We start from the raw sequence: 22,134 nt of genomic DNA, 5'->3' as shown, positions 1-22,134 counted from the left end.
TTTGTAAACTCGTTTGTCAAGTACAATTCCAACAGACCACGGCCATGAAATCCTTTAATCTGAAATCAGATCAATTGGATAAAGGATGATGGTCATGGGAATCCGGGCTTTTTTTAAACTGGTGGAAATACAGACAAAGGTAGCCAGCATGATTCCGTTCCTGTTCGGCACTTTGTATGCGTTGTTTCGTTTTCAGCAGTTCGATGGGTATCATTTTGCCCTGATGCTGGCATCATTGCTGTCGTTTGATATGGCAACGACGGCCATCAATAACTATTACGACTATAAAAAAGCGATTAAAAAGAACGGGTTCGGTTACGAGCAGCACAATGCCATTGTACGTTATAACCTCAAGGAGCCTGCGGTCGTCTCCGTCATCATCGTACTGCTATTGACAGCCGTTGGTGCAGGGATTGCGCTGTTCTTATCTACGGGCTGGTTAATCCTGCTGCTGGGGGGATTGTCTTTTGCCGTAGGGATATTATATTCGTTCGGACCGATTCCGATCTCGCGGATGCCGCTAGGCGAGCTGTTCTCCGGATTGTTTATGGGATTTGTCATCCTATTTATTTCGGCATGGATCCATGCCGAGGGTGGCCATCTGGCGGTTCTGGATCTCCAGGGCGGCGTTCTGTCCCTTCAGGTGAACCTTCCCGAGGTACTGCTGCTGCTGGTGGTATCACTGCCGGCCATTCTGGGGATTGCCAACATCATGCTGGCCAACAACATCTGCGACATGGATGAGGATATGGAGAACAAGCGGTATACGCTGCCCGTATATATAGGATTCAGGCCATCTCTAAAGCTGTTCCGAATTCTGTACTGCCTTGCTTATCTGGATCTGGTGGCTCTTCTCCTGATGAAGGTGCATCCCGTGTTAATTCTTCTGGTGTTCGTCACCCTTGTCCCGGTTTATAAAAAAAGCGCACTGTTCACCGCCCATCCTTCCAAAGAGAAGACATTTGTGATCGCGGTGCAAAATTTCGTCCTCATGAATCTGGCGAGGATCGCTGCGCTGGGAGTAGCCGTGGCATGGACATCTCGATCGTTATTCTAAACCGAATCGGCTCGTTTTACCTGAAGCAGGCATAGCCTGCTTTTTTTCTTTATACAATGAGGTATGGACTCATGAGGAGCAGAAGAAACTAGGAATAGAGGAGGTTTAGGACATGAAGCACTGGCAATCCGTACGAGCCGTACTCCTGCCCGCGGCGATAGCATTTATCATGCTCGCAATGTTAATGGGGCTTCAATCGCAAGCCCGTTATAAGGTCGGCGCTGTGGCAGCGGCGATTCCCTATCACAGTCGGGAGTTAAGCGATGCCAAACTCGTGGACTCCCTAATGAATCTTCCTCTTCATCTGAAAATAAGCCGGGCAGATTATGATGAAGGCGCCCTGACGCTGGATATCAAATTAAGCGACCCCCCGGAAACGGCCGCCGAGGTATATGAGGATATCGCCAGCATTATGTCATTTACCTTCGAAGGAACGGATAATGTGCAGCAGTTGTATCTAAGGGTGGTAGCCATCGATCGCTGGGGAGGGAAGCGGTATCTGCTGCTGGCTTCGAACATGAGCAAGGATGCCTGGGACTTGCGCAATGCAGAAGCTCTAACCCAGCTTGAGAACGGCGATGTTCCGCCATCCGTTGCGGCCCCTCTTAACCTGACATTTACGAATCTTTGGCTAAAGCAGTTCAGCAGGCCTTGAAAGGGGTAAAATAGTAGATGACAGGGCATGTACGTGCCTTGAACATGTGTTATAATAGATTGGATTGTGGGCTCAATTGGACAAAAGAACATCAAGTGCACGGAGGCTGAGAATGAAATCGTATCGCGTACCAGAACTGGCAGAGAAATATTTAAATTATGATATGATTCAGAACCACACGGAACTTCCGAATTTTCCGGATGCCCGTGTTCATTTGCTATACATATTTTTAAAGGATTCGGGACGAAATCTTGCCGGACATGAAGAATTGTACGCACTGGTTACCTCACTGGTTCAGGTGGGACTCGATACGCATGAGAGCATCGACGTTACGGAGGGCAATCAAGGAGAGGCGATGATGCGATCCCGGCAGTTAAAAGTGCTTGCAGGGGATTATTTCAGCAGCCGTTTTTATCAACTCCTTGCCTTAAAGGGCGAAATTGCTGTCATCTCGCTTCTTAGCAAGGCTGTCAGCGATGTTAACGTGATGAAGATGAGATTATACGGCAAAATGAAAAAAACGCTGCTGCCTTCTGAAGAATATCTACGGCTAACGGTACAGCTGAATATGCAGCTGTTTCTTTCTTTTACTCCGCTGCTTGAAGTGTCCGTACAAGAAACATGGGAGAAGCTGCTCAAGGAAATTACGGAATGTGAGACGCTTGTGCAGGAGATGGAACGCTGTGCGACGCCTGAAGTCGGCAGATGTGGTTACGTGTACTGGCATCTGATCGAGTCAGGAAGCGACGAGGAACGGAAGATGCTGGTTGGCAAGAAAACGGATATGAAGGACTGGAGGAAGCTGATCCTGAAGCACAAGGTTTCGGAGAAACTGCTGGACAAGCTGCGCGAGTCCGTAAATGCCGTACAGCTGCTGCTGGCAAACCGTGTAGGAGAGAGCCCGTACGCCGGTATGCTGGACCCGTTCCTGAAACGGCTAAGCACGTACCGGTCCGTCGTAAGTGAAGGGTAGGGGGATGCTGTGGATAATCAAACAACCAAGTTAGACATGAGTAAGCATGACGGCAAAAATCCAAAAGAGCAATACGTCCATTCCGTCTTTGAAAGCATTTCGGGAAAATATGATATGATGAATGATATTCTCAGCTTTCGAAGACATAAAGCTTGGCGCAAGTTTACGATGAAGAAGATGAACATGCGCCATGGCGATACGGCCATCGATCTATGCTGCGGTACTTGCGACTGGACGATTAGTATGGCACAGGCAAGTGAATCCGGACACATAGTTGGACTCGATTTCAGTGAGGGGATGCTGAATGTCGGCCGGGGCAAGGTTGCCAAACATGGGCTGGACCAACAGGTGGAGCTGGTTCAGGGAAACGCCATGAGCCTGCCGTTCGAAGACAATCAGTTCGACTACGCGACGATCGGTTTCGGTCTTCGCAATGTACCGGATTACATGCAGGTTCTGCATGAGATGAAACGCGTGGTTAAGCCTGGCGGGATGGTTGTATGTTTGGAACTGTCCAAGCCGACTTGGCAGCCGTTCAAAGGCATTTATTATTTCTACTTTCAACAAGTGCTGCCTCGGATGGGGAAACTGGTAGCCAAGCGTTACGAGCAGTATAAGTGGCTGCCGGAATCGCTGGCGTTGTTCCCAGGACGAGAGGAGCTTGCCGAAGCTTTCCGTCAGACCGGACTTCAACAGGTTCAGGCCTATCCCTTGACTGGTGGCATAGCAGCCTTACATATTGGGATCAAGGAGAATCTGGATGTTTAAGAAAATAGGAACTTATCTTGAAATGATTAAAGTGGAGCATACACTGTTTGCTCTGCCTTTCGCTTTTATGGGGGCGATTCTAGGATCGGCCGTCGTGTTTGACCAGCTACCATCCTGGGGAGATATCGGATGGATCTTTCTTGCCATGTTCGGTGCACGCAGCGCTGCGTTCGGATTGAATCGGCTCACGGATCAGCATATCGATGCCAAGAACCCCCGCACCGCAAGTCGCGCCATTCCGGCAGGCCTGCTAAAACCGCTGGAAGTTATCTTATTCATTATTCTGTCTTTCGCGGTGTTTTTCTGGGCCACTTACATGCTGGATCCGTTTGCATTCCGTTTGCTGCCTATCGCTATTTTTATGCTTATTATTTATTCATATACCAAACGGTTTACTTGGCTTTGCCATCTGGTGCTCGGGCTTACAACGGCGCTTGCTCCGCTTGGCGGATGGGTTGCGGTAACCGGTCAAATCGACTGGAAGGCCATTGTATTCTATATCGCGCTTGCGTTCTGGACGGCGGGATTTGATATTGTTTACGCGTGCCAGGATGAGAAGTTTGATGCAAAAGAAAAGCTGTACTCGATTCCTTCCCGGTTCGGTTTGCATAAAGCGTTGTGGTTCGCACGCGGTTTTCACGTAGTAACGGCTATCGGCTTTATCATTCTTTTCTTTGTCACACCGGTTGGCTGGTGGTATCTGATCGGCATGGTCATCGCCTGCGGAATTTTGTTCTATCAGCATTACATCTTGTCGCCAAACGATATGAGCCGTCTGCAAACCGCCTTTTTTACGATGAACAGTACACTGAGCATCATTCTGTTTGTATTCACTCTGATTGATTTGGTGGTGCGGTATATCTGATGAAATCCTTGCGCAGAAAAAGCTGGGTTGTCGGGATAACGGGAGCCAGCGGCAGCATATACGGAGTTCGCCTTACGGAGAGCCTGCTCTCGCTGGGCTATGATGTGCAGTTGATCATTTCCAATGCGGGATGGCGTGTTCTGAAGGAGGAAATGGGCTTTCAGGCAGGCAACCGCGAAGAAGTGCTGGCCGAGAAATTCGGCGGATATGAGGGGAGTGTCATCTACCATCCGATCTCCGACATCGGGGCAACGATAGCCAGTGGATCTTACCTTGTGGAAGGCATGATCATCATGCCATGCTCTATGGGGACATTATCCTCGGTCGCTCACGGCTCTTCCGACAATCTGATGGGACGCGCCGCGGATGTGATGATGAAAGAAGGCCGTCCTCTGGTGCTTGTCCCGAGAGAAACGCCTCTGCATGCGATTCACCTGGAGAACATGCTGGCGCTGGCCAAACTTGGCGTCAAAATCATTCCCGCGATGCCTGCGTTCTATTACGGACCGAAGACCATTGATGATATCGTGAATTTTCTGGTCGGCAAGGTATTGGACAGCTTGCGCATTGATCATCAATTGTATACGAGATGGGGAGAATAGCAGGCCGGGCCGCATCCAAGGAGCTAGCGCTGTTGTTATGACGACTTAACGAACCTGTGCTACGATTTGGACGAACGACAACAAAGAAGGGTTACGCTTATATTTCAAGTTCGTAGGTGAGCTAGGCCTGCTAAGATCGCAAGGTAGTGCCGGAGTGATGGAATGAGAATCTAAGCATACGGGTGAAAAGATGAAACGATTTGACATATTCGGAACCTTAAAAAAAGATATGGACGTTATTGAGAAGGAACTCTATCTCAGCGTCGAAGGCGACAGCCCCGAGCTAACCGAGACTTCCTTGCATCTGCTTAGAGCAGGAGGCAAGCGACTCCGTCCTGTTTTTGTGCTGATGGGCGGTAAGTTCGGCGACTATGACATTGACAAGCTGAAGCATGTGGCCGTCCCGCTCGAGATGATTCACAGTGCATCGCTCGTTCATGATGACGTGATCGATGATGCGGACACGCGGCGAGGTAAGCCAACGGTAAAGGCGAAGTGGGACAACCGGATTGCCATGTATACCGGCGACTATATATACGGCAAGGCGCTGGAGTTGACGACCCAACTGAAGCAGCCAGAGATTCATCAAATTCTCGCCAAGGCCATGGTCGAGATGTCCATCGGGGAAATGGAGCAGATTCGTGATTTCTTTAATACCGATCAGGACGTCAGAAGGTACCTTCTGCGTATTCGCCGCAAAACGTCGCTCTTGATTGCCGTCAGCTGCCAGCTCGGAGCACTGGCTGCGGATGCGGACCGCAAGGTCGCAAACAGCCTGTATCGATTCGGATATAACGTCGGCATGGCCTTTCAGATTCAGGATGATCTTCTGGATCTGTGCGGGACGGAGAAGCAGATTGGCAAACCGCCGGGGAGCGATATGAGGCAGGGGAATATTACGCTGCCCGTTATATTTGCTCTCGAAGATAGCAAACGGAGGGAGCCGCTGCTGCAAGAGCTGGATCGGATTCATGCACTGAATGGCCAGTGTGATGTGACTGACGCCGTGAAGCTTGTAACCTCAAGCGATGGTATATCGAGATCTGAGGCGCTCGCTGATCGGTATATCCGTAAAGCATTGGCCGCATTGGATACATTGCCTGACATCAAGACCAAAAAACAGCTTAGAGATATCGCAAATTTTATTACAAAGCGGTCATATTAGCCTTAACCATGAGGTTGCTTTCTGTTAAAATACGGGTACAAACATGTAACATCACCTGAGCATGGAATGATTGTTCAATATCCTAGAATGAGGGGAAGCGTGATGAGGCCAATGGAACGTACTTTTTTAATGATTAAACCGGATGGTGTACAACGTGGGCTGATCGGCCGAATCGTCGGACGTTTGGAGGATAAAGGATTCAAGCTGGTTGCAGGCAAGTTCCTGCAGATTTCAGACGAGCAGGCCAAGCGCCATTATGCGGAACATGAAGGCAAAGATTTTTTTGAAAACCTGGTCGGGTTTATAACGTCCGGACCGGTGTTTGCGATGGTTTGGGAAGGGGACGACATCATTGCTTTGTCCCGCCAAGTGATTGGCAAAACGAATGTGAAGGATGCGCTGCCCGGGACGATCCGAGGGGATTTTTCAGCTCATACGCCGCACAATCTGATTCATGGATCGGATTCACCGGAGAGCGCGCAACGCGAAATTGCCAATTTCTTTGAAGAGAAGGAATTGGTTGAATATAACAAAACGCTGTCCCCTTGGCTGTAAGCTAAGGAAGCGGAATAATCTGATTAAACAGGATGATACGATGACGGAACATGAACCTGTGCTGGATGATCCGGATTATATCGGCTTTGTTCGCAGCATCGAACGAAGCACGGGGATCAATCTCGCAGATTATAAAGAGGCGCAGATGAAGCGAAGGCTGACAACGCTGCGTTTGAAGAAGGGGTTTGAAACCTTTTCGGCCTTCTACGACGCAATGATGAAGGACAAGCCATTATTTCATGAGTTTTTAGACCGGATGACAATTAACGTCTCGGAGTTTTGGCGCAATCCCAACCGGTGGGAGGTTCTCCGTGACAAAATATTGCCGGAGATATCCCAGCAGAATCCCGGGGTGTTGAAAATATGGAGCGCCGCCTGCTCCACGGGTGAGGAGCCTTACACGCTTGCTATGATACTGTCCGAACAGAAGATGCTGAGCCGTGCGCGCATCGCGGCGACAGATATTGATGACGGCGCATTACATAAAGCGAAGGAGGGCCTATATGTCGAGAGGTCATTGAAGGATGTGCCTCCGGATGTAGCCGCCCGCTATTTTAAGGAAGAAGGTTCCGTGTATCGCTTCAGTGAGCATTTGAAGAAGGAAGTAACCTTTCATAAGCAGAATCTGCTGACGGACCGCTTCGAGACGGGATATGATCTGATTGTTTGCCGAAACGTGATGATTTATTTCACGGAAGGCGCCAAGCACAAGCTGTACCAGAAGTTTGCCTCAAGCCTAAAGCCAGGCGGATTCTTGTTTGTGGGCAGCACGGAACAGATCTTTAATCCGGGACAATATGGCCTGGAGAGCAACGAGACCTTTTTCTACCGAAAAATTCAATAGAGACAGCTAATCATAACGCATAAGCGCTTTTCAATCCGAAGGATGAGAGGCGCTTTTGCTTGTCTTGAGGCATTCTTGTCAAAGCGTTAGACCTATACTATAATGAGCAGAAGATATTTACGGAATTTAGCGGTTTAACGCTTAAAAGTTTAAAGGGGGAAAAGCATCATGAGCTTACGCTTTTTAACTGCCGGGGAAACGCACGGTCCTCAGCTGACAACTATAATCGAAGGACTTCCAAGTAATTTGGAGCTTGATTTCGAAGCATTGAACTTTCAGCTTCATCGGAGACAGAAGGGATACGGCCGGGGACGCCGCATGCAGATCGAGAAGGATACCGCGCAAATCCTAGGAGGTGTGCGTCACGGCTATACAACCGGTGCGCCCATCGCGTTGGTCGTGCAGAATAATGACTGGAAGCATTGGCAGAACATTATGAACGTGGAGCCGATTGAGGGCAACGACGAGGTGAAAAGACGGGTACACCGTCCAAGACCGGGACATGCCGACTTAAACGGCGGTTTGAAATACAATTTGAAGGATCTGCGTAACGTGCTGGAACGCTCCAGTGCACGTGAAACCACAGTTCGCGTAGCGGTAGGTGCTATCGCGAGACAATTCCTGGCACAATTCGGCGTTAAAGTGGCAGGCCAGGTCATCCGGATTGGCGAGATCGAAGCTCCCCCGCACAATCTTTCGATCGATGAGCTGATCGAGCGTACGGAAGCCTCCTCGGTTCGCGTGGTGGACGAAGAGACAGAGAAGAAAATGGAAGCCTACATAGACCAGATCAAAAAAGAAGGCGACTCCATCGGCGGCATCGTGGAATGCATCATCGAAGGCGTGCCGGTCGGATTGGGCAGCCATGTCCAATATGACCGCAAGCTGGATGGCCGCATCGCACAGGGCGTGATGTCGATTAATGCCTTCAAGGGCGTTGAGGTCGGAATCGGATTTGAAGCGGGCCAATTGCCCGGTTCCCAGGTACATGACGAGATTATGTACAGCGAAGAGCGCGGATACCACCGTGCAACCAATCGCCTGGGCGGATTTGAAGGCGGGATGACCAACGGCATGCCGATCGTCGTTCGCGGCGTCATGAAGCCGATTCCGACGCTGTACAAGCCGCTCCAAAGCGTGGATATCGATACAAAGGAAGCTTTCACAGCTCAGGTTGAACGCTCGGATGCCTGTGCGGTTCCGGCCGCCAGCGTTGTCATGGAGCATGTTGTGACCTGGGAAGTAGCGAAGGCTTTCCTTGAGAAGTTTGGCGGTGATTCGATGGAAGAAATTCATGCGAATTACCAGAACTACCTGAAGCAGCTGGAGAACTACTAATATGAGAACACTTCAGGTAGAGCTGGGAGAGCGTTCCTATCCGATTTATATCGGAGCTGGCATTTTGGATACCATCGGCGAGCTGAGCGCGAAGCATGGAATTACACGCAAGAGCCCGCATTTGATTGTAACGGATGATAAAGTAGCGCCTCATTATTTGTCTCAAGTGGAGGAGCAGTTAAAATCGGAAGGATACGCGGTTATTTCCCATATTGTCCCTTCCGGTGAATCCTCCAAATCGCTTCAGGTCTATGAAGAGGTAATGACTACAGCAATCAACGGCAAGCTGGATCGCAGCTCGGCAGTATTTGCGCTGGGTGGAGGCGTTGTTGGTGATTTGGCCGGATTCGTCGCGGCAACGTATATGCGCGGCGTGACGTTTGTTCAGATCCCGACCACCATCCTGGCCCATGACAGCAGCGTTGGCGGCAAAGTGGCGGTCAACCATCCGTTAGCCAAAAATATGATCGGCGCGTTCCATCAACCCGTTATGGTGGTTTACGATGTGAACACGTTGATGTCATTGCCTCCGCGCGAGGTGTCTTCTGGTCTTGCAGAGATGGTGAAGCATGGTTTGATCCTGGACCGTGATTTTGCCTATTGGTGCCGGGAGAATGGGCAAAGGCTGCTGAGCCTGGATCCTGATACGTTGATATATGGCCTGGAGCGCGGCTGCGCGATCAAGGCGAACGTCGTATCCCAGGATGAGCGGGAAGGCGGTTTGCGTGCCATCCTTAATCTCGGGCATACCATCGGTCATGCCATTGAAGCCGTTGGCGGCTACGGACGCTTCTTGCACGGCGAGGCGATTGCCATCGGCATGGCAGGCTCGGCCCGCCTTGCCGAAAAGCTTGGCAGACCGGCGGATCTGCACAATGAGACGGTGAGCATGCTCCAGGCGGTGAATCTGCCGGTAACCTTGCCGGGTGACGTCTCGGTTGAGCGAATTATGGACGCTATGCAGCATGATAAAAAGTTTGCCGAGGGAAATATGGTATTTATCGTACCGGAATCCATCGGCTCCGTCAGCATCGTTAAGGATGTACCGGTAGAAGCTGTTCGATCCGTGGTTGAACAGTTGAAGGGAGAGGGATAGTTCATGATGAATCGGGGAATCCGGGGGGCGACAACCGTCACCCGCAACGATGAGCAGGAGATTGTACAGGAAACGCTGCGGCTCCTTGAAGAGATGGTGAGACGCAACGAGCTTCAGCCGGAGTATATCAGCAATATATGGATTACGATGACACAGGATCTGGACGCGACGTTTCCGGCCAAAGCGATACGCCAGCTGGAAGGCTGGGATCTGGTCCCATTGATGTGTTCGGTTGAAATACCGGTTCAAGGCAGTCTGCCGCGCTGCATCCGGTTTATGATTCAGGTCAATACGGATAAAAGCCAGAGCGAGATTAAGCATGTGTATTTGAATGAAGCCAAGCGGCTGCGACCGGATTTATCAGGCTCCAACGCCTGATGTAGAAATTTAGGGTTGCAGTAACAGGGCTTCATCCTGTATAGTGATATCAGAATAGCTGAGTAGAGTTAGGTTTTACAGATGAGTTGAGTTGAGAAGAGCTGAGGCATTTTAGGCAATAACATAATCGGGATTAAGGATGAACTTGATTTCATGATGAATAGTACAGCATGTTCACGGCTGGTTACAAGCCTATTTCTTGTATCCGTCAATGGAACAATAGCCGCTGTAGTTCGTTGTTGAATGGGCTCTGAATTCCTTGACCGCGCTCTTTTTTCATAGACTTATTCTGAACGTTAACCTCTACTTCGGTAGAGGTTTTTTTGTTGTATACCATCAATTAAGGAGGGATTGACATGGCGAATCCATCAATGGAGCAAGTGGTGGCTATGGCAGGTGAATATAACCTGATTCCGGTAGCGATCAGACTGTTAGCCGACATGGAAACCCCGATTCGCATTTTTCAACGATATGCGGAACGGAAGCGGGCATTTTTACTTGAAAGCGTTGAAGGCGGAGTACAGTGGGCACGGTATTCGTTTATTGGAACAGACCCCTTCTTAATGATTACGGGTAAAAAAGGAAAGATCGAAATTGAAAGGAACGGAGAGCGTTCCCTGCTGAAAGGAAAGCCTGTCGAGGAGTTAAAGGCGCTGCTGCGAACGTACCGCAGCCCGCAGCTGAAGGAGATGCCACCTTTTACCGGAGGGGCTATCGGATTTTTTGGATATGACCTGCTCCAATATTATGAGAAGCTTCCGGCACATGCGATGGACGATCTCGGAATGGATGATATCCGGTTCATGTTTTGCGATCAAGTCATTGTCTTCGACCATGTGAAGCAGCAGATCATGCTGGTTGGCAACGTACATGTGAAGCCGGGGGATTCGGACGAAACCATCCGGCAAAGCTATCGGGATGTATGCCGTACCTTGGAAGCCGCAGCCGAGCAGCTGCAAGAACAGGGACCGCGGGAGAACGTGAACTCCAAAGGCATTCCGGCGGATGTTGATATGGGCGACATTAAATCCAATATGACAAAAGAGAAGTACCTCTCCAATGTGGAGCAAGCAAAGGAATACATTCGTGCTGGTGATATTTTTCAGGTGGTATTGTCCCAGCGCTTCCATATTGAGACCGAAGTATCGCCGCTTCACGTATACCGGGTGCTGAGAACGCTAAATCCTTCACCGTATATGTACTACCTCAAGATGGACGACGACATTATCGTAGGAACCTCCCCGGAAGCCCTGGTGAAGGTGGATGGAAGAAGATTGGAAACAAGACCGATTGCAGGTACCAGACCTAGAGGCAGCGATGAGGCCGAAGATCAGGCGCTAGCCGAAGATCTGCTGCAGGACGAGAAGGAACGAGCCGAGCATTTGATGCTGGTGGACCTGGGCCGCAATGATCTGGGCCGCGTGTCAGAGTTCGGCACAGTGAAGTGCGACACGTTCATGGAAATTGAAAAGTATTCCCACGTGATGCATATGGTATCCAGCGTTTCCGGTCAGCTGAGAGAGGATAAGGATTTCTTCGATGCTTTTCTGTCCTGCTTGCCGGCAGGAACGGTATCCGGTGCTCCGAAGCTAAGGGCCATGGAAATTATTGCGGAGCTGGAACGGGAAGCAAGAGGCGCGTATGCGGGCGCCATCGGTTATCTCGGCTTCGGCGGCAATATGGATTCCTGCATTACGATCCGTACGATCATTTTTCGTCAGGGCAAAGCTTATGTCCAGGCGGGGGCCGGCATCGTATGGGATTCGGTACCGGAGAAGGAATATGAAGAAACCATCAACAAAGCCAAAGGGATGCTGAAGGCGATCCGCGTCGCGGAAGCGATGTTTCCGTCCAGCACGGGGGCTAACGATTTAATTAATCAGGATTACCTGTACCAATACACACCTTAAACCGAAGGAGGAGAACGTAATGAACGTCATGGAAACGATGCAATCCAGCCTTACGAAGCTGATTCAAGGTCAAGATCTGAGCCGGGAGGAAGCGCGCGGGGTCATGCAGTCCATTATGGAAGGCCAGGCAACCCATTCCCAAATCGGGGCGCTGCTTACGGCCATGAGAATGAAGGGGGAGACGGTCGAAGAGATCACCGGCTTCGCCGAGGCGATGCGTGGTGCGGGCGGGCGCGTCGTTACCGAGCGAAACCAGCTGCTGGATACATGCGGCACCGGAGGATCCGGGATTCATAAGTTTAACATTTCTACCGTATCCGCCATTATCTCCTCCTCGGTTTCGGTCAGAGTGGCCAAACACGGCAACCGCTCGGCATCGGGACGGGCGGGCAGCGCCGATGTGCTCGAGGCGCTGGGCGTGAATATCCACTTGACGGCAGAGCAAGCGACAGCCTGTCTGAATGATATCGGAATTTGTTTCCTGTTTGCCCAGATCTATCACCCTTCGATGAAATATGCCGCAGCTCCTCGCAAAGAGCTCGGGGTTCGAACCGTATTTAACATGCTGGGGCCTTTGACAAACCCGGCCGGCGCAGATCGGCAGATGCTCGGGATATACGATATGAACAAAACGGAAACCATCGCACAGGTGCTTAAAGAGCTTGGTTTAAAGCGGGCCATGGTGGTAACCAGCCATGACGGCTTGGATGAAATTAGCATCTCTGCACCTACGCGCGTATCCGAGCTTCGTGGCGGAGAAGTCCGAACGTATGACATTCATCCGCATGACCTGGGACTGTCGGTTCATCCGATGAGCGATATTCTGGGCGGCGATGCAAAAGAGAACGCGGCTATCATCGGATCCGTGCTGCGCGGTGAGCGCAGTGCTTATCGGGATATCGTGCTTGCCAATGCCGGTGCCTGCATCTATGTGTCTGGGCTTGCGGATAGTTTGGCCGAAGGTGTGCAGCGCGCTGCGGGAGCGATCGATTCAGGGCTGGCTCAGTCCAAGCTGGAGCAGCTGATCTCAAGAACGGGGGAAATGAGTTATGTATCTTGATCGAATAGTAGAAACGAAACGTAGAGAAGTTGCTCAGCTGCGAGATACATTCAGCATCTCGGAGGCAGAGAGGCAAATAGCGGATTTACCGCCGACTCTCGGCTTTGGGAAGGCGTTGTCGACGGGGCGTAAACGCAGCATGGGGTTAATTGCCGAGGTGAAGAAGGCTTCGCCGTCCAAAGGGCTAATTCGTCCGGACTTTGATCCGGTTATGATCGCCAAAGCATATGAGGCAGCCGATGCCGACTGTCTTTCCGTGCTGACCGACAAGGACTATTTTCAGGGTAGTGGAGAGTATTTGAAAGCGGTAAGGGCGGCCGTCAACATTCCTTTGCTGCGGAAGGATTTCATTATCGACGAGACTCAGATTTACGAGGCGCGACTGTTAGGTGCGGACGCGGTTCTCTTAATAGCGAGCATACTGGAGCCTGAGCGGATTGCGGAGTTTATAGACATCGCCGGCTCGATTGGCTTGGATAGCCTGATTGAGGTCCATGATGGACAGGAGCTGGAATCGGTTCTTGGGCTGGGAACAGCTCAGCTGATCGGAATAAATAACCGCAATCTGCGGACCTTTGAAACATCGCTGCAGACAACAGCCGATATCGCGGCACAAGTACCGCAGGGAATTACCTTGATCAGCGAAAGCGGAATATCAGGTCCAGCCGATATTTCCTACTTGCATTATGTTGGGGCACATGGTGTTCTGGTAGGGGAGCATTTCATGCGCCAGCAGGACGTGTTCCGCGCGGTAAACGATCTAATGGGACCCTTGCCGATCGCTGCAGACGTAGAATAAAGGGGATATTGGGTGATGAGTACAGCGCTAAAAATATGTGGACTTCAAAGCGTTGAAGTGCTAAAATCTATGATAAACTTACCTGTGGATTATATCGGATTCGTATTTGCCAAGAGCCGGCGGAAGGTATCTCCGCAGCAGGCTGCACAGCTTATGCAAGTATTGCGGGAATGGGATCATAACAAGATTCCCGCCGCTGTCGGCGTCTTGGTTAACCCTGATTTGAATGAGCTGGAAGAGCTTCTACGAGAAGCAGCGCTCGACATCGTGCAGCTGCATGGTCAGGAATCGCCACAATTTTGCCGGGAAGTGAAGGAGCGCTTCCCGGTTTCCGTTTTTAAGGCGATATCGATCGGGAGTGACCGCCCGGAATCGGAACGTCTGTCAGCACTGGATCCGTATGCGGGCTGCATCGACGGATTGCTGATCGATACGTATGATCCGGTGTATGGCGGAGGTTCTGGCAAGACATTTGCCTGGGATCTCATCCCACCTTACCAGCAATGGGCGAAACGGCAAGGGATCCCCTTGTTTGTAGCCGGCGGATTGGATTCGGATAATGTATCGCATTTAATAGGCCAATACGCTCCCTACGGCGTGGATGTATCCAGCGGCGTTGAGAGCGAGCCTGGCGTGAAGGACATAAACAAAGTGATGGCATTCATAGAAAGGGTGAAGGGGAAATGACACAACTTCCTGACCGTAATGGACGTTTTGGAGTGTTTGGTGGCCGGTTTGTGCCGGAAACGCTCATGAACGCTTTAATAGAGCTTGAACAAGAGTATATTCGCTTTTCGGAGGATCCTGCCTTCAAAGAGGAGATCGCTTATTTGCTTAAACAGTATTCCGGACGGGAAACGCCCTTATATTATGCTGAACGACTCAGCAAACACCTCGGCAAGGCTAAAATTTATCTGAAGCGGGAGGATTTGAACCACACAGGCGCCCACAAAATCAACAACGCCATTGCTCAAGGCGTGCTAGCCAAGCGTATGGGCAAAGGCAAGGTCATTGCCGAAACGGGCGCCGGGCAGCATGGAGTTGCCACTGCAACCGTAGCCGCTCTGCTCGGTCTCGAATGCAAGGTGTTCATGGGCGAAGAGGATACCAAGCGGCAGCAGTTGAATGTATTCCGCATGAAAATGCTCGGAGCCGAAGTGATTCCGGTGACGTCGGGAAGCCGAACGCTGAAGGATGCCGGCAACGAGGCGCTTCGCTACTGGGTCAGCAACGTTGAGGATACCTTCTATGTGCTTGGTTCCGCAGTAGGTCCGCATCCGTATCCGATGATGGTCCGGAACTTCCAGCGGATCATCGGTGACGAGACCCGCAAGCAGATTCTGGAGACGGAAGGAAGACTTCCAAACGCGATTCTTGCACCAATCGGGGGAGGAAGCAACGCGATCGGCATGTTCTACCCGTTCCTGGAAGATAAGGAAGTCGGTCTAATCGGTGTCGAAGCGGCCGGGAAAGGGATCGATACCGATTATCATGCGGCCACCATGTCCAAAGGGACCCAAGGCGTATTCCAGGGATCGATGAGTTATTTGCTTCAGGATGAGTATGGACAGGTTCAGGAGGCACATTCCATTTCTGCCGGTTTGGATTACCCCGGCGTTGGGCCAGAGCATTCCTACTTAAAAGATATTGAGCGCGTGCAGTATGTGCCTATAACCGACCAAGAGGCATTGGATGCCTTGCAGCTCTTATGCCGAACGGAAGGCATCATTCCTGCGCTGGAATCGGCGCATGCCGTGGCGCAAGCCGTAAAAATGGCCTCCGCGTGGACTGAGGACGATATCGTCGTCATTAATTTGTCCGGTCGCGGTGACAAGGACGTGGAGTCCATCATGGCTTACACGGGAGGGAAATCCGAATGAACCGAATTGACCAGACCTTTGCGTTGTTGAATCAACAAAACAAGACGGCCCTGATTCCTTATCTGACCGTTGGGGATCCGGATGTGAAAGCGACGCTGGATATCATACATGAGCTTGAAATGGCGGGAGCCGACATTATCGAACTCGGCGTTCCTTATTCTGATCCCCTCGCCGATGGCCCGGTCATCCAGCGTGCTTCCGAGCGTGCCCTGAAGAGCAAGGTGAACATCCGCACTTGCATGGAGACCGCGCGCCTGGCGAGAGAACGAGGCAGTAAGCTGCCGTTCATTCTGTTCACCTATTACAATCCGGTTCTGCAGACCGGACTGGATGTGTTCTTCGAAGAAGTGGTAAGGCATGATATCAGCGGGCTGATTATTCCAGATCTGCCGGTGGAAGAATCCGAAGAGGTTCGGAAACGGGCTCATGCTGCGGGCGTTCACCTGATTCCACTGGTGGCACCTACTTCCCATGAGCGGATTGCGAGCATCGCTTCGGAAGCGACCGGCTTTGTGTATTGCGTATCCTCGCTTGGCGTGACAGGCGAGCGCAACGATTTTTATGCAGGAGTGGAGTCATTCCTTGAAACGGTGAAGCAGTACAGCAATGTGCCCATCGCGATTGGTTTTGGCATTTCGTCCGGCGAACAGGTTGCCAGATTCTCTAAAATCTGCGACGGCGTCGTTGTTGGCAGTGCCATAGTACGTCAGATCGAGTCTACTATTCCCCTCCTTGAGAAGGAAGAGACAAGACAGCAGGGACTTTTGCAAATCAGGGAGTTTGTGGCACAATTAAAGGGATAGTGTTGTGTTTAAGCAGTTATGAAAGGTGAGGCGAATATCGAATGAAACCGAAAGCGCAAATTGTTAATCTTCCTGTATATCAACCCGGGAAGCCCATCGAAGAAGTCAAAAAAGAACTAGGCCTGGATGTGGTCATTAAGCTGGCCTCCAACGAGAATCCGTATGGCTGCTCACCGCGCGCAACCGAAGCCATTACCGCTGAGCTGGCAACGCTCAGCCTGTATCCGGATGGAAGTTCGGCCGATTTAACGGCGGAGCTTGCTGATCAGCTTGGTATTGAACGCAATCAGATTATTTTCGGATGCGGATCCGATGAAATCATCGCCCTCATTATTCGTGCGTTCCTGGAGCCGGGAGACGAAACCATTATGGCCGATCAGACCTTCTCGGTGTATAAAACGAATGCGGATATTGAAGGTGCGACAAGCATTGAGGTGCCACTGGTTAACGGGAAGCATGATCTGCCGGGCATGGCAAAAATCGTTACGGACAAAACCAAAATCATTTGGGTGTGCAATCCGAATAATCCGACCGGAACCATCGTTTCCGAGAACGAGCTGGTATCTTTCCTGGATGAAATCCCTGCTCACGTGATGGTTGTGCTTGATGAAGCTTATTATGAATATGTAACGGACGCTTCGTATCCGGCCAGCATCAAGTTAATGGAACGTTATCCGAATCTAGTCGTTCTGCGTACCTTCTCCAAAATATACGGCCTGGCTGCTCTTCGCATCGGCTACGGCATCGGGCAACCTGAGGTTATCTCCTTGATTAACCGAGTGCGTGAGCCGTTTAATACAGGACGCCTGGCCCAAGTGGCCGCGAAGGCCGCCTTGAAAGATCAGGAATTCGTAGCTAAATGCCGTCAATTGAATGCTGAGGGAATCACTTATGTGCAGCGGGAGTTTGATCGTCTTGGATTATCCTATTTTCCTGCGAACGGGAACTTCATCATGGTGGATGTGAAGAGACCAGGCACCGAAGTGTTCAAATCCCTGCTGAGCAAAGGCATCATCGTACGTCCGGGTTTTGAGGTTTACCCGAACTATATTCGCGTAACCGTTGGCTCTGAAGAACAAAACAAGGCTTTCATCGGCGCATTGGAACAAGTGCTCCAAGAAGTGAATGCTCCAGCTTGATCTAATAACATAACAATAATCACAGCTTGAAACGAGTGAGAGAGAACATGACCATGCAAATTTCTATTTTCGGCGTCGGCTTGATCGGCGGTTCGTTAGCATTAAACTTCAAAGGTAAACCAGGCATAACCGTTACCGGTTATGCCCACACGCAGGAATATGCCGACCAGGTAATCGCCAAGGGCGTTGTCGATAAGGTTACGCTTTCGGTGGAAGAAGCTGCCCAGGACGCGGACGTCATATTTTTGTGCGTTCCGGTAGGAAGTCTCGAGATGTACATAAAACGTCTGAGTGAATTGCGGCTTAAACCCGGATGCATTATTACGGATGTAGGCAGTACCAAAGCAAGTATTGCCGAATGCGCATCCCAACTTGCCCTTAAGGATGCCTATTTTATCGGTGGACATCCGATGGCCGGCTCGGAAAGATCCGGTGTCGGCGCTGCCTCCACCGTCTTATTCGAGAATGCATATTATGTGCTTACTCCGCCGGATGATGTCCCTCAGGAGAAGCTAGACATCCTTGTGGAGCTTCTGTCATATACGCGTGCTCACATTGTAAAAGTGGAGCCAAGGCTGCACGATGAGATTGTTGGAGCCATCAGTCATCTGCCTCATGTGATCGCAGTGGCCTTGGTGAACCAGATCAGCTCCTACAATGACGATAATCCGTTGTACCGTACGCTGGCTGCAGGGGGCTTTCGGGATATTACCCGTATCGCGTCCAGCGACCCGGTCGTTTGGCGGGACATTCTATTAAATAATCGCAATGTCATGCTGCCGCTGTTACGAGACTGGAACGAAGGAATCCAGCGATTTATGGACATGCTGGAGTCGAAGGACGGGGCTGCTATTGAAGAGGCTTTCCGCAGAGCGGGGGAATTCCGCAGTGTGCTGCCGGAGCGAAGGAAGGGAATGATCGTTCCCCAATATGATTTGTATCTGGACGTGCCTGACCATCCGGGTATCATTGGCCGCATAGCAACGGATTTGGGGACGAACAGCATCAACCTCAGCAACATGCAGATTATCGAGAGTCGGGAAGATGTGCCTGGTGTGATGAGGCTTTCCTTCCGCAATGAAATCGAACAGGAGCGGGCGAAAGAGCTTCTGCTGTCGCAAGGACACTCGGTGTACCAGTAATTTTCCGGTTGTTTTTAAACAACCGGAAATAAATGCGTTTTCAGTGTTGACAAAATGAAAACGTATACATATAATAAAAGTACAGTATGGTTTCTCTCCACTCCTATCCAAAATATTGCACTGTGTGCAACCGCCTTCAATGTTGAAGGCGGATTTTTTTTGTCTTTTTTCCTATCCGTGGCAAAGCTGCTGCCACAAACCTGAACTTTTCTCCAATATGTGCTATAATGCTAGAGTGCTAGTGTAGAAGATTTGGGGAAATTGCCAAATACATAGAATAGTCAGACATCTTGTGGCGTAACTATATATGGTTTGACGGTACTTTTGCACAAATCCTTGAACATTGCATTCGGAGGGAGATGTAATGGACAGGGAAGAGGCACCGGATGGTGAAGGAGGAACGAAAAATCATATGACGGATTCCCAACTAATCCAAGAAATTAAGCAAGGCAATACCGAACTTTATTCCGAATTAATGCGGCGTTATCAGAGAAAAATATTAGCATTTGTCTATCATATGTTAAAAAGTTCGCACATGGAGCTTATGGCTGAAGATTTATGCTCGGAAACATTTTATAAGGCATTCCGGAGTTTGCACTCATTCCGGGAAGTGGATGCATCCTTCTCGACCTGGCTCTATACCATAGCCCGCAACACCGTTCTCAGCGAACTGCGCAAGCATCGGAGCGGCACATTGCCGCTGGAGGAGAGCGGGGTCGTGCCTGTGGCTCCGCTGGAGGTTGCTCCGGAGCAGGCAATCCTACGCAGTGAACGAGTACATATGGTAAGGGAAGCAATTAATAATTTGCCGGAGAAACAGAGATCGGCGCTGATTCTGCGGGAATATGATCAACTGGATTATCAGGAAATCGCGGATATTTTAGGTCAAAGCGTCAGTTCGGTTAAGTCATTGTTGTTCAGAGCTCGCGGCAGTGTCAAAATTCAGCTCGAACCCTATTTTTATGAGCCGGTTATTGAGGATCTGAGAGGGATGAAGAACAGATGACTTGCGATGAAGCCCAAGAGCTGATGGAAACTGTCTGGGATTTGCCGGACAATGATCTGCGGCGACAACGGCTGATAGCACATGTTCAAACCTGCAGCTCGTGTGCAGCGGAGTACGAAATGTGGGTGGAAAGCCAGAACATGGTTCATGTTCTGGAACATGAGATCCCCGACATGGACGCTGAACAGATCAACCGCAACGTGATGGACCGCATCTATCGGGATTTCCCATGGCTGGTGGAGGAAACGTCTAAGAGTCGGGCGGTAAGCCGAGTGTTCCGCAAGCGGCTGACACTTATGATTGCCGGTTTTTTGGCTCTGTTTGTATGCAGCTTCGTTTATTTTGCAGCAACCGGCAATCAGCCGGAGCCAGTTCCGGAAACGGTAACGACAGGGATCATTCCTACGGGGGTGGCTGATACGGCCCAAACCCTGAACTCTCAGGACGATTACAAGATTCCGAAAACCAACAGCGGCATTATTGATCCTTTTGTGGTTGATATGAGCCCGACCCAGCCAGAATATTGGATGATACTATCCCTATTGGGCATTGGATTCGCCATGTTTTTCCTGAAAAAATTAAATCGAGTCAGAAGATAAAAAAGAGGTTAGGATGGGGGAGATGCGGCATGCAAATCGGCTTGGTTCGTCATGGTTTAACGGATTGGAATGCGTTAGGCAAAATCCAAGGTCAAACGGACATTCCACTGAATGAGGAAGGTCGTCGTCAAGCCCGTTTGCTTGGGGATCGACTACTGCAGGAGCCATACCGGTGGGACTTTGCCGTTAGCAGCGGACTTTCCCGTGCTGAAGAAACCGCTAGGATCATCTCGTCCATGCTGAACATTCCATTGATGCCGCCCGATGACCGTTTGCGCGAGCGCAAGTACGGTCAGGTGGAAGGTCTGACAGCGGAAGAACGTGAATCCCGGTTCGGTGCCGATTGGCACCTGCTCGATTTGGGACAGGAGACGGATCTGGAGCTTCAATCCAGGGGGCTTGTCTTTTTGGATGATATGTGGCATAAACACCCAAACGCTAATATTCTGGTTGTCAGCCACGGTGGTTTTTTAGCGCAGCTCTACAAGCTGGTGTGCCGCGGCGTTCTAAGCGAGCGGATCGGCAATTTGTCGCTCACCGTCCTCGAGAGAAAAGATGATGACTGGTCGCCCCTGCTGTTTAACTGTACCAAGCATCTGTTGACAAAACAGTCGTAACAAGGAGATTCATGAATGAAGTAAGAGCCTTCCCCGCGGGAAGGCTCTTTTTTGGTATTAGGATGAAGTCTACGATTGCGCTATTAAAATAAACCGATGCTGCTGCACCTCGAAATAGCCCTTGGTCCGGATTTCCTGATGAATCTGATATGAAGGCTCAAGGTACCGTTCCACCGTGAAATCGGGAATCTGCCAGGGAATCGCTTGCAGGTAATAGACCAGTGCACCGATGTCATAAAACCGCTGCGGTGAAAAGGCTTCCTGGCTGAAGGTGACGTTGAAACGGTGATCCTGCAGTTCTTGGACAGCGGTTGCCAGATCCCAATGCGCGAACTCTTCATTTAACGGAACGCCAAACCATTCGTTGATTCCATAACAGTCGGTTCCCCCAGATTGCTGGGTTATGAACACGCCCTGATCGTTAAGAATTCTTTGGATTTCCGCTACGGAATAGGACTCGTGCTGATTGATGATCAAATCAAAAAAATGATCCTTCAAGGGCAGCGAGGAATCCTCTTCAAAATAGACGACCTTTACGCCAAGCGGCTCAAGTCTTTGTCGTGCAATCGGTACGTTTGGTTTATACCCTTCAGTGGCATAAACCGTTTTCGGCAGTGGATGAAGGGAGGATAGGAACTCTCCTCCGCCTGTCCCCATATCCAGCATCGTAGCGGCATCTCGCATGAACGGAATGACCATGCTGCCTAAAGACCAGGGGAGGGCATGGGACTGCATGCGGCCTGATGCTGTAATTCGCGAGAAGTCCCATCCTGAAAAATGTTGATCGATATCTTGAATTAAGGCCATAAACGCTGTATCTTTTATCATTTCACATAACCTCCAAGCTTTTATTAAGAGTGTTGTTTCATTGTTGAAAAGCTCT

General features: G+C 50.5%; 24 protein-coding genes. 23 read left to right on the top strand and 1 reads right to left on the bottom strand.

Annotated elements, in window-relative coordinates:
- The first annotated feature begins 94 nt into the window (after positions 1-94).
- The 23 genes from ACPV3A_RS05500 (at position 95) to ACPV3A_RS05390 (ending at position 21,251) form a co-directional block, all read left to right on the top strand.
- Entirely contained in the window at positions 95-1,057 is a 963-nt protein-coding gene (locus ACPV3A_RS05500) for a 1,4-dihydroxy-2-naphthoate polyprenyltransferase (protein ID WP_194541928.1), read from the top strand.
- Between the two features lie 112 nt (positions 1,058-1,169).
- Entirely contained in the window at positions 1,170-1,712 is a 543-nt protein-coding gene (locus ACPV3A_RS05495; protein ID WP_220685883.1) for a hypothetical protein, read from the top strand.
- Positions 1,713-1,824: 112 nt separating this feature from the next.
- Positions 1,825-2,685 carry a heptaprenyl diphosphate synthase component 1 gene (locus tag ACPV3A_RS05490; protein ID WP_216530968.1) on the top strand — a complete coding sequence of 287 codons (861 nt, stop codon included), beginning with the start codon at positions 1,825-1,827 and terminating at the stop codon, positions 2,683-2,685.
- A 36-nt stretch (positions 2,686-2,721) separates the two neighbouring features.
- Positions 2,722-3,453, top strand: coding sequence for a demethylmenaquinone methyltransferase (locus ACPV3A_RS05485; RefSeq protein WP_194541931.1), 732 nt, complete (start codon positions 2,722-2,724; stop codon positions 3,451-3,453).
- Positions 3,446-4,318: a UbiA-like polyprenyltransferase gene (locus tag ACPV3A_RS05480; RefSeq protein ID WP_194541932.1), complete on the top strand. Its 873-nt coding sequence runs from the start codon at positions 3,446-3,448 to the stop codon at positions 4,316-4,318. The genes ACPV3A_RS05485 and ACPV3A_RS05480 overlap by 8 nt, the downstream gene beginning before the upstream one ends.
- Positions 4,318-4,920, top strand: a complete 603-nt coding sequence (locus ACPV3A_RS05475) for a UbiX family flavin prenyltransferase (RefSeq protein ID WP_194541933.1) — start codon at positions 4,318-4,320, stop codon at positions 4,918-4,920. The genes ACPV3A_RS05480 and ACPV3A_RS05475 overlap by 1 nt, the downstream gene beginning before the upstream one ends.
- 190 nt (positions 4,921-5,110) lie before the next feature.
- Positions 5,111-6,085, top strand: coding sequence for a polyprenyl synthetase family protein (locus ACPV3A_RS05470; protein ID WP_216530970.1), 975 nt, complete (start codon positions 5,111-5,113; stop codon positions 6,083-6,085).
- Between the two features lie 111 nt (positions 6,086-6,196).
- Positions 6,197-6,640 carry a nucleoside-diphosphate kinase gene (ndk, locus tag ACPV3A_RS05465; RefSeq protein WP_098743022.1) on the top strand — a complete coding sequence of 148 codons (444 nt, stop codon included), beginning with the start codon at positions 6,197-6,199 and terminating at the stop codon, positions 6,638-6,640.
- A 40-nt stretch (positions 6,641-6,680) separates the two neighbouring features.
- Positions 6,681-7,484: a CheR family methyltransferase gene (locus ACPV3A_RS05460; RefSeq protein WP_071218407.1), complete on the top strand. Its 804-nt coding sequence runs from the start codon at positions 6,681-6,683 to the stop codon at positions 7,482-7,484.
- Positions 7,485-7,652: 168 nt separating this feature from the next.
- Positions 7,653-8,822, top strand: a complete 1,170-nt coding sequence (aroC, locus tag ACPV3A_RS05455; RefSeq protein WP_194541936.1) for a chorismate synthase — start codon at positions 7,653-7,655, stop codon at positions 8,820-8,822.
- A gap of 1 nt (position 8,823) precedes the next feature.
- Positions 8,824-9,918, top strand: a complete 1,095-nt coding sequence (aroB, locus tag ACPV3A_RS05450) for a 3-dehydroquinate synthase (protein WP_426198414.1) — start codon at positions 8,824-8,826, stop codon at positions 9,916-9,918.
- A gap of 3 nt (positions 9,919-9,921) precedes the next feature.
- Positions 9,922-10,296, top strand: coding sequence for a chorismate mutase (gene aroH, locus ACPV3A_RS05445; RefSeq protein ID WP_194541938.1), 375 nt, complete (start codon positions 9,922-9,924; stop codon positions 10,294-10,296).
- A gap of 356 nt (positions 10,297-10,652) precedes the next feature.
- Positions 10,653-12,206 carry an anthranilate synthase component I gene (gene trpE, locus ACPV3A_RS05440; protein WP_194541939.1) on the top strand — a complete coding sequence of 518 codons (1,554 nt, stop codon included), beginning with the start codon at positions 10,653-10,655 and terminating at the stop codon, positions 12,204-12,206.
- A gap of 19 nt (positions 12,207-12,225) precedes the next feature.
- Positions 12,226-13,266, top strand: a complete 1,041-nt coding sequence (trpD, locus tag ACPV3A_RS05435; RefSeq protein ID WP_194541940.1) for an anthranilate phosphoribosyltransferase — start codon at positions 12,226-12,228, stop codon at positions 13,264-13,266.
- Positions 13,256-14,065 carry an indole-3-glycerol phosphate synthase TrpC gene (gene trpC / locus ACPV3A_RS05430; protein ID WP_194541941.1) on the top strand — a complete coding sequence of 270 codons (810 nt, stop codon included), beginning with the start codon at positions 13,256-13,258 and terminating at the stop codon, positions 14,063-14,065. The genes trpD and trpC overlap by 11 nt, the downstream gene beginning before the upstream one ends.
- A 12-nt stretch (positions 14,066-14,077) precedes the next feature.
- A complete protein-coding gene (locus ACPV3A_RS05425; RefSeq protein WP_194541942.1) occupies positions 14,078-14,752 on the top strand; it encodes a phosphoribosylanthranilate isomerase in 675 nt (224 codons plus the stop codon).
- Positions 14,749-15,945 carry a tryptophan synthase subunit beta gene (gene trpB / locus ACPV3A_RS05420; protein ID WP_071218400.1) on the top strand — a complete coding sequence of 399 codons (1,197 nt, stop codon included), beginning with the start codon at positions 14,749-14,751 and terminating at the stop codon, positions 15,943-15,945. Before ACPV3A_RS05425 ends, trpB begins: the two co-directional genes overlap by 4 nt.
- A complete protein-coding gene (gene trpA / locus ACPV3A_RS05415) occupies positions 15,942-16,748 on the top strand; it encodes a tryptophan synthase subunit alpha (protein ID WP_194541943.1) in 807 nt (268 codons plus the stop codon). The genes trpB and trpA overlap by 4 nt, the downstream gene beginning before the upstream one ends.
- Positions 16,749-16,789: 41 nt before the next feature.
- Complete coding sequence (gene hisC, locus ACPV3A_RS05410) at positions 16,790-17,887, top strand: histidinol-phosphate transaminase (RefSeq protein ID WP_194541944.1); 1,098 nt, start codon at positions 16,790-16,792, stop codon at positions 17,885-17,887.
- Between the two features lie 53 nt (positions 17,888-17,940).
- Entirely contained in the window at positions 17,941-19,029 is a 1,089-nt protein-coding gene (locus tag ACPV3A_RS05405) for a prephenate dehydrogenase (RefSeq protein ID WP_374198246.1), read from the top strand.
- Positions 19,030-19,441: 412 nt separating this feature from the next.
- Positions 19,442-20,035 carry an RNA polymerase sigma factor gene (locus ACPV3A_RS05400; RefSeq protein ID WP_194545129.1) on the top strand — a complete coding sequence of 198 codons (594 nt, stop codon included), beginning with the start codon at positions 19,442-19,444 and terminating at the stop codon, positions 20,033-20,035.
- Entirely contained in the window at positions 20,032-20,634 is a 603-nt protein-coding gene (locus ACPV3A_RS05395) for an anti-sigma factor family protein (RefSeq protein WP_426198413.1), read from the top strand. Before ACPV3A_RS05400 ends, ACPV3A_RS05395 begins: the two co-directional genes overlap by 4 nt.
- A gap of 29 nt (positions 20,635-20,663) precedes the next feature.
- Positions 20,664-21,251, top strand: coding sequence for a histidine phosphatase family protein (locus tag ACPV3A_RS05390; protein WP_339296123.1), 588 nt, complete (start codon positions 20,664-20,666; stop codon positions 21,249-21,251).
- Positions 21,252-21,320: 69 nt separating this feature from the next.
- On the opposite strand, the gene ACPV3A_RS05385 is transcribed toward ACPV3A_RS05390, so the two are convergent.
- Positions 21,321-22,079 carry a methyltransferase domain-containing protein gene (locus ACPV3A_RS05385; RefSeq protein ID WP_426198412.1) on the bottom strand — a complete coding sequence of 253 codons (759 nt, stop codon included), beginning with the start codon at positions 22,077-22,079 and terminating at the stop codon, positions 21,321-21,323.
- Between the last annotated feature and the right edge of the window lie 55 nt (positions 22,080-22,134).

Origin of the sequence: Paenibacillus sp. Dod16, from assembly GCF_049893405.1 — a bacterium.
Lineage (GTDB): Bacteria > Bacillota > Bacilli > Paenibacillales > Paenibacillaceae > Paenibacillus_AQ.
Note: the sequence above shows the minus strand (reverse complement) of the source record. Positions and strands in the feature narration are given on the sequence as shown.

Coding starts and splice junctions, on each gene's coding strand:
- ACPV3A_RS05500 (WP_194541928.1), top strand. CDS start 95: ATGGGAATCCGGGCTTTTTTTAAACTGGTGGAAATACAGACAAAGGTA.
- ACPV3A_RS05495 (WP_220685883.1), top strand. CDS start 1,170: ATGAAGCACTGGCAATCCGTACGAGCCGTACTCCTGCCCGCGGCGATA.
- ACPV3A_RS05490 (WP_216530968.1), top strand. CDS start 1,825: ATGAAATCGTATCGCGTACCAGAACTGGCAGAGAAATATTTAAATTAT.
- ACPV3A_RS05485 (WP_194541931.1), top strand. CDS start 2,722: ATGAGTAAGCATGACGGCAAAAATCCAAAAGAGCAATACGTCCATTCC.
- ACPV3A_RS05480 (WP_194541932.1), top strand. CDS start 3,446: ATGTTTAAGAAAATAGGAACTTATCTTGAAATGATTAAAGTGGAGCAT.
- ACPV3A_RS05475 (WP_194541933.1), top strand. CDS start 4,318: ATGAAATCCTTGCGCAGAAAAAGCTGGGTTGTCGGGATAACGGGAGCC.
- ACPV3A_RS05470 (WP_216530970.1), top strand. CDS start 5,111: ATGAAACGATTTGACATATTCGGAACCTTAAAAAAAGATATGGACGTT.
- ndk (WP_098743022.1), top strand. CDS start 6,197: ATGGAACGTACTTTTTTAATGATTAAACCGGATGGTGTACAACGTGGG.
- ACPV3A_RS05460 (WP_071218407.1), top strand. CDS start 6,681: ATGACGGAACATGAACCTGTGCTGGATGATCCGGATTATATCGGCTTT.
- aroC (WP_194541936.1), top strand. CDS start 7,653: ATGAGCTTACGCTTTTTAACTGCCGGGGAAACGCACGGTCCTCAGCTG.
- aroB (WP_426198414.1), top strand. CDS start 8,824: ATGAGAACACTTCAGGTAGAGCTGGGAGAGCGTTCCTATCCGATTTAT.
- aroH (WP_194541938.1), top strand. CDS start 9,922: ATGATGAATCGGGGAATCCGGGGGGCGACAACCGTCACCCGCAACGAT.
- trpE (WP_194541939.1), top strand. CDS start 10,653: ATGGCGAATCCATCAATGGAGCAAGTGGTGGCTATGGCAGGTGAATAT.
- trpD (WP_194541940.1), top strand. CDS start 12,226: ATGAACGTCATGGAAACGATGCAATCCAGCCTTACGAAGCTGATTCAA.
- trpC (WP_194541941.1), top strand. CDS start 13,256: ATGTATCTTGATCGAATAGTAGAAACGAAACGTAGAGAAGTTGCTCAG.
- trpB (WP_071218400.1), top strand. CDS start 14,749: ATGACACAACTTCCTGACCGTAATGGACGTTTTGGAGTGTTTGGTGGC.
- trpA (WP_194541943.1), top strand. CDS start 15,942: ATGAACCGAATTGACCAGACCTTTGCGTTGTTGAATCAACAAAACAAG.
- hisC (WP_194541944.1), top strand. CDS start 16,790: ATGAAACCGAAAGCGCAAATTGTTAATCTTCCTGTATATCAACCCGGG.
- ACPV3A_RS05405 (WP_374198246.1), top strand. CDS start 17,941: ATGCAAATTTCTATTTTCGGCGTCGGCTTGATCGGCGGTTCGTTAGCA.
- ACPV3A_RS05400 (WP_194545129.1), top strand. CDS start 19,442: ATGACGGATTCCCAACTAATCCAAGAAATTAAGCAAGGCAATACCGAA.
- ACPV3A_RS05395 (WP_426198413.1), top strand. CDS start 20,032: ATGACTTGCGATGAAGCCCAAGAGCTGATGGAAACTGTCTGGGATTTG.
- ACPV3A_RS05390 (WP_339296123.1), top strand. CDS start 20,664: ATGCAAATCGGCTTGGTTCGTCATGGTTTAACGGATTGGAATGCGTTA.
- ACPV3A_RS05385 (WP_426198412.1), bottom strand. CDS start 22,079: ATGATAAAAGATACAGCGTTTATGGCCTTAATTCAAGATATCGATCAA.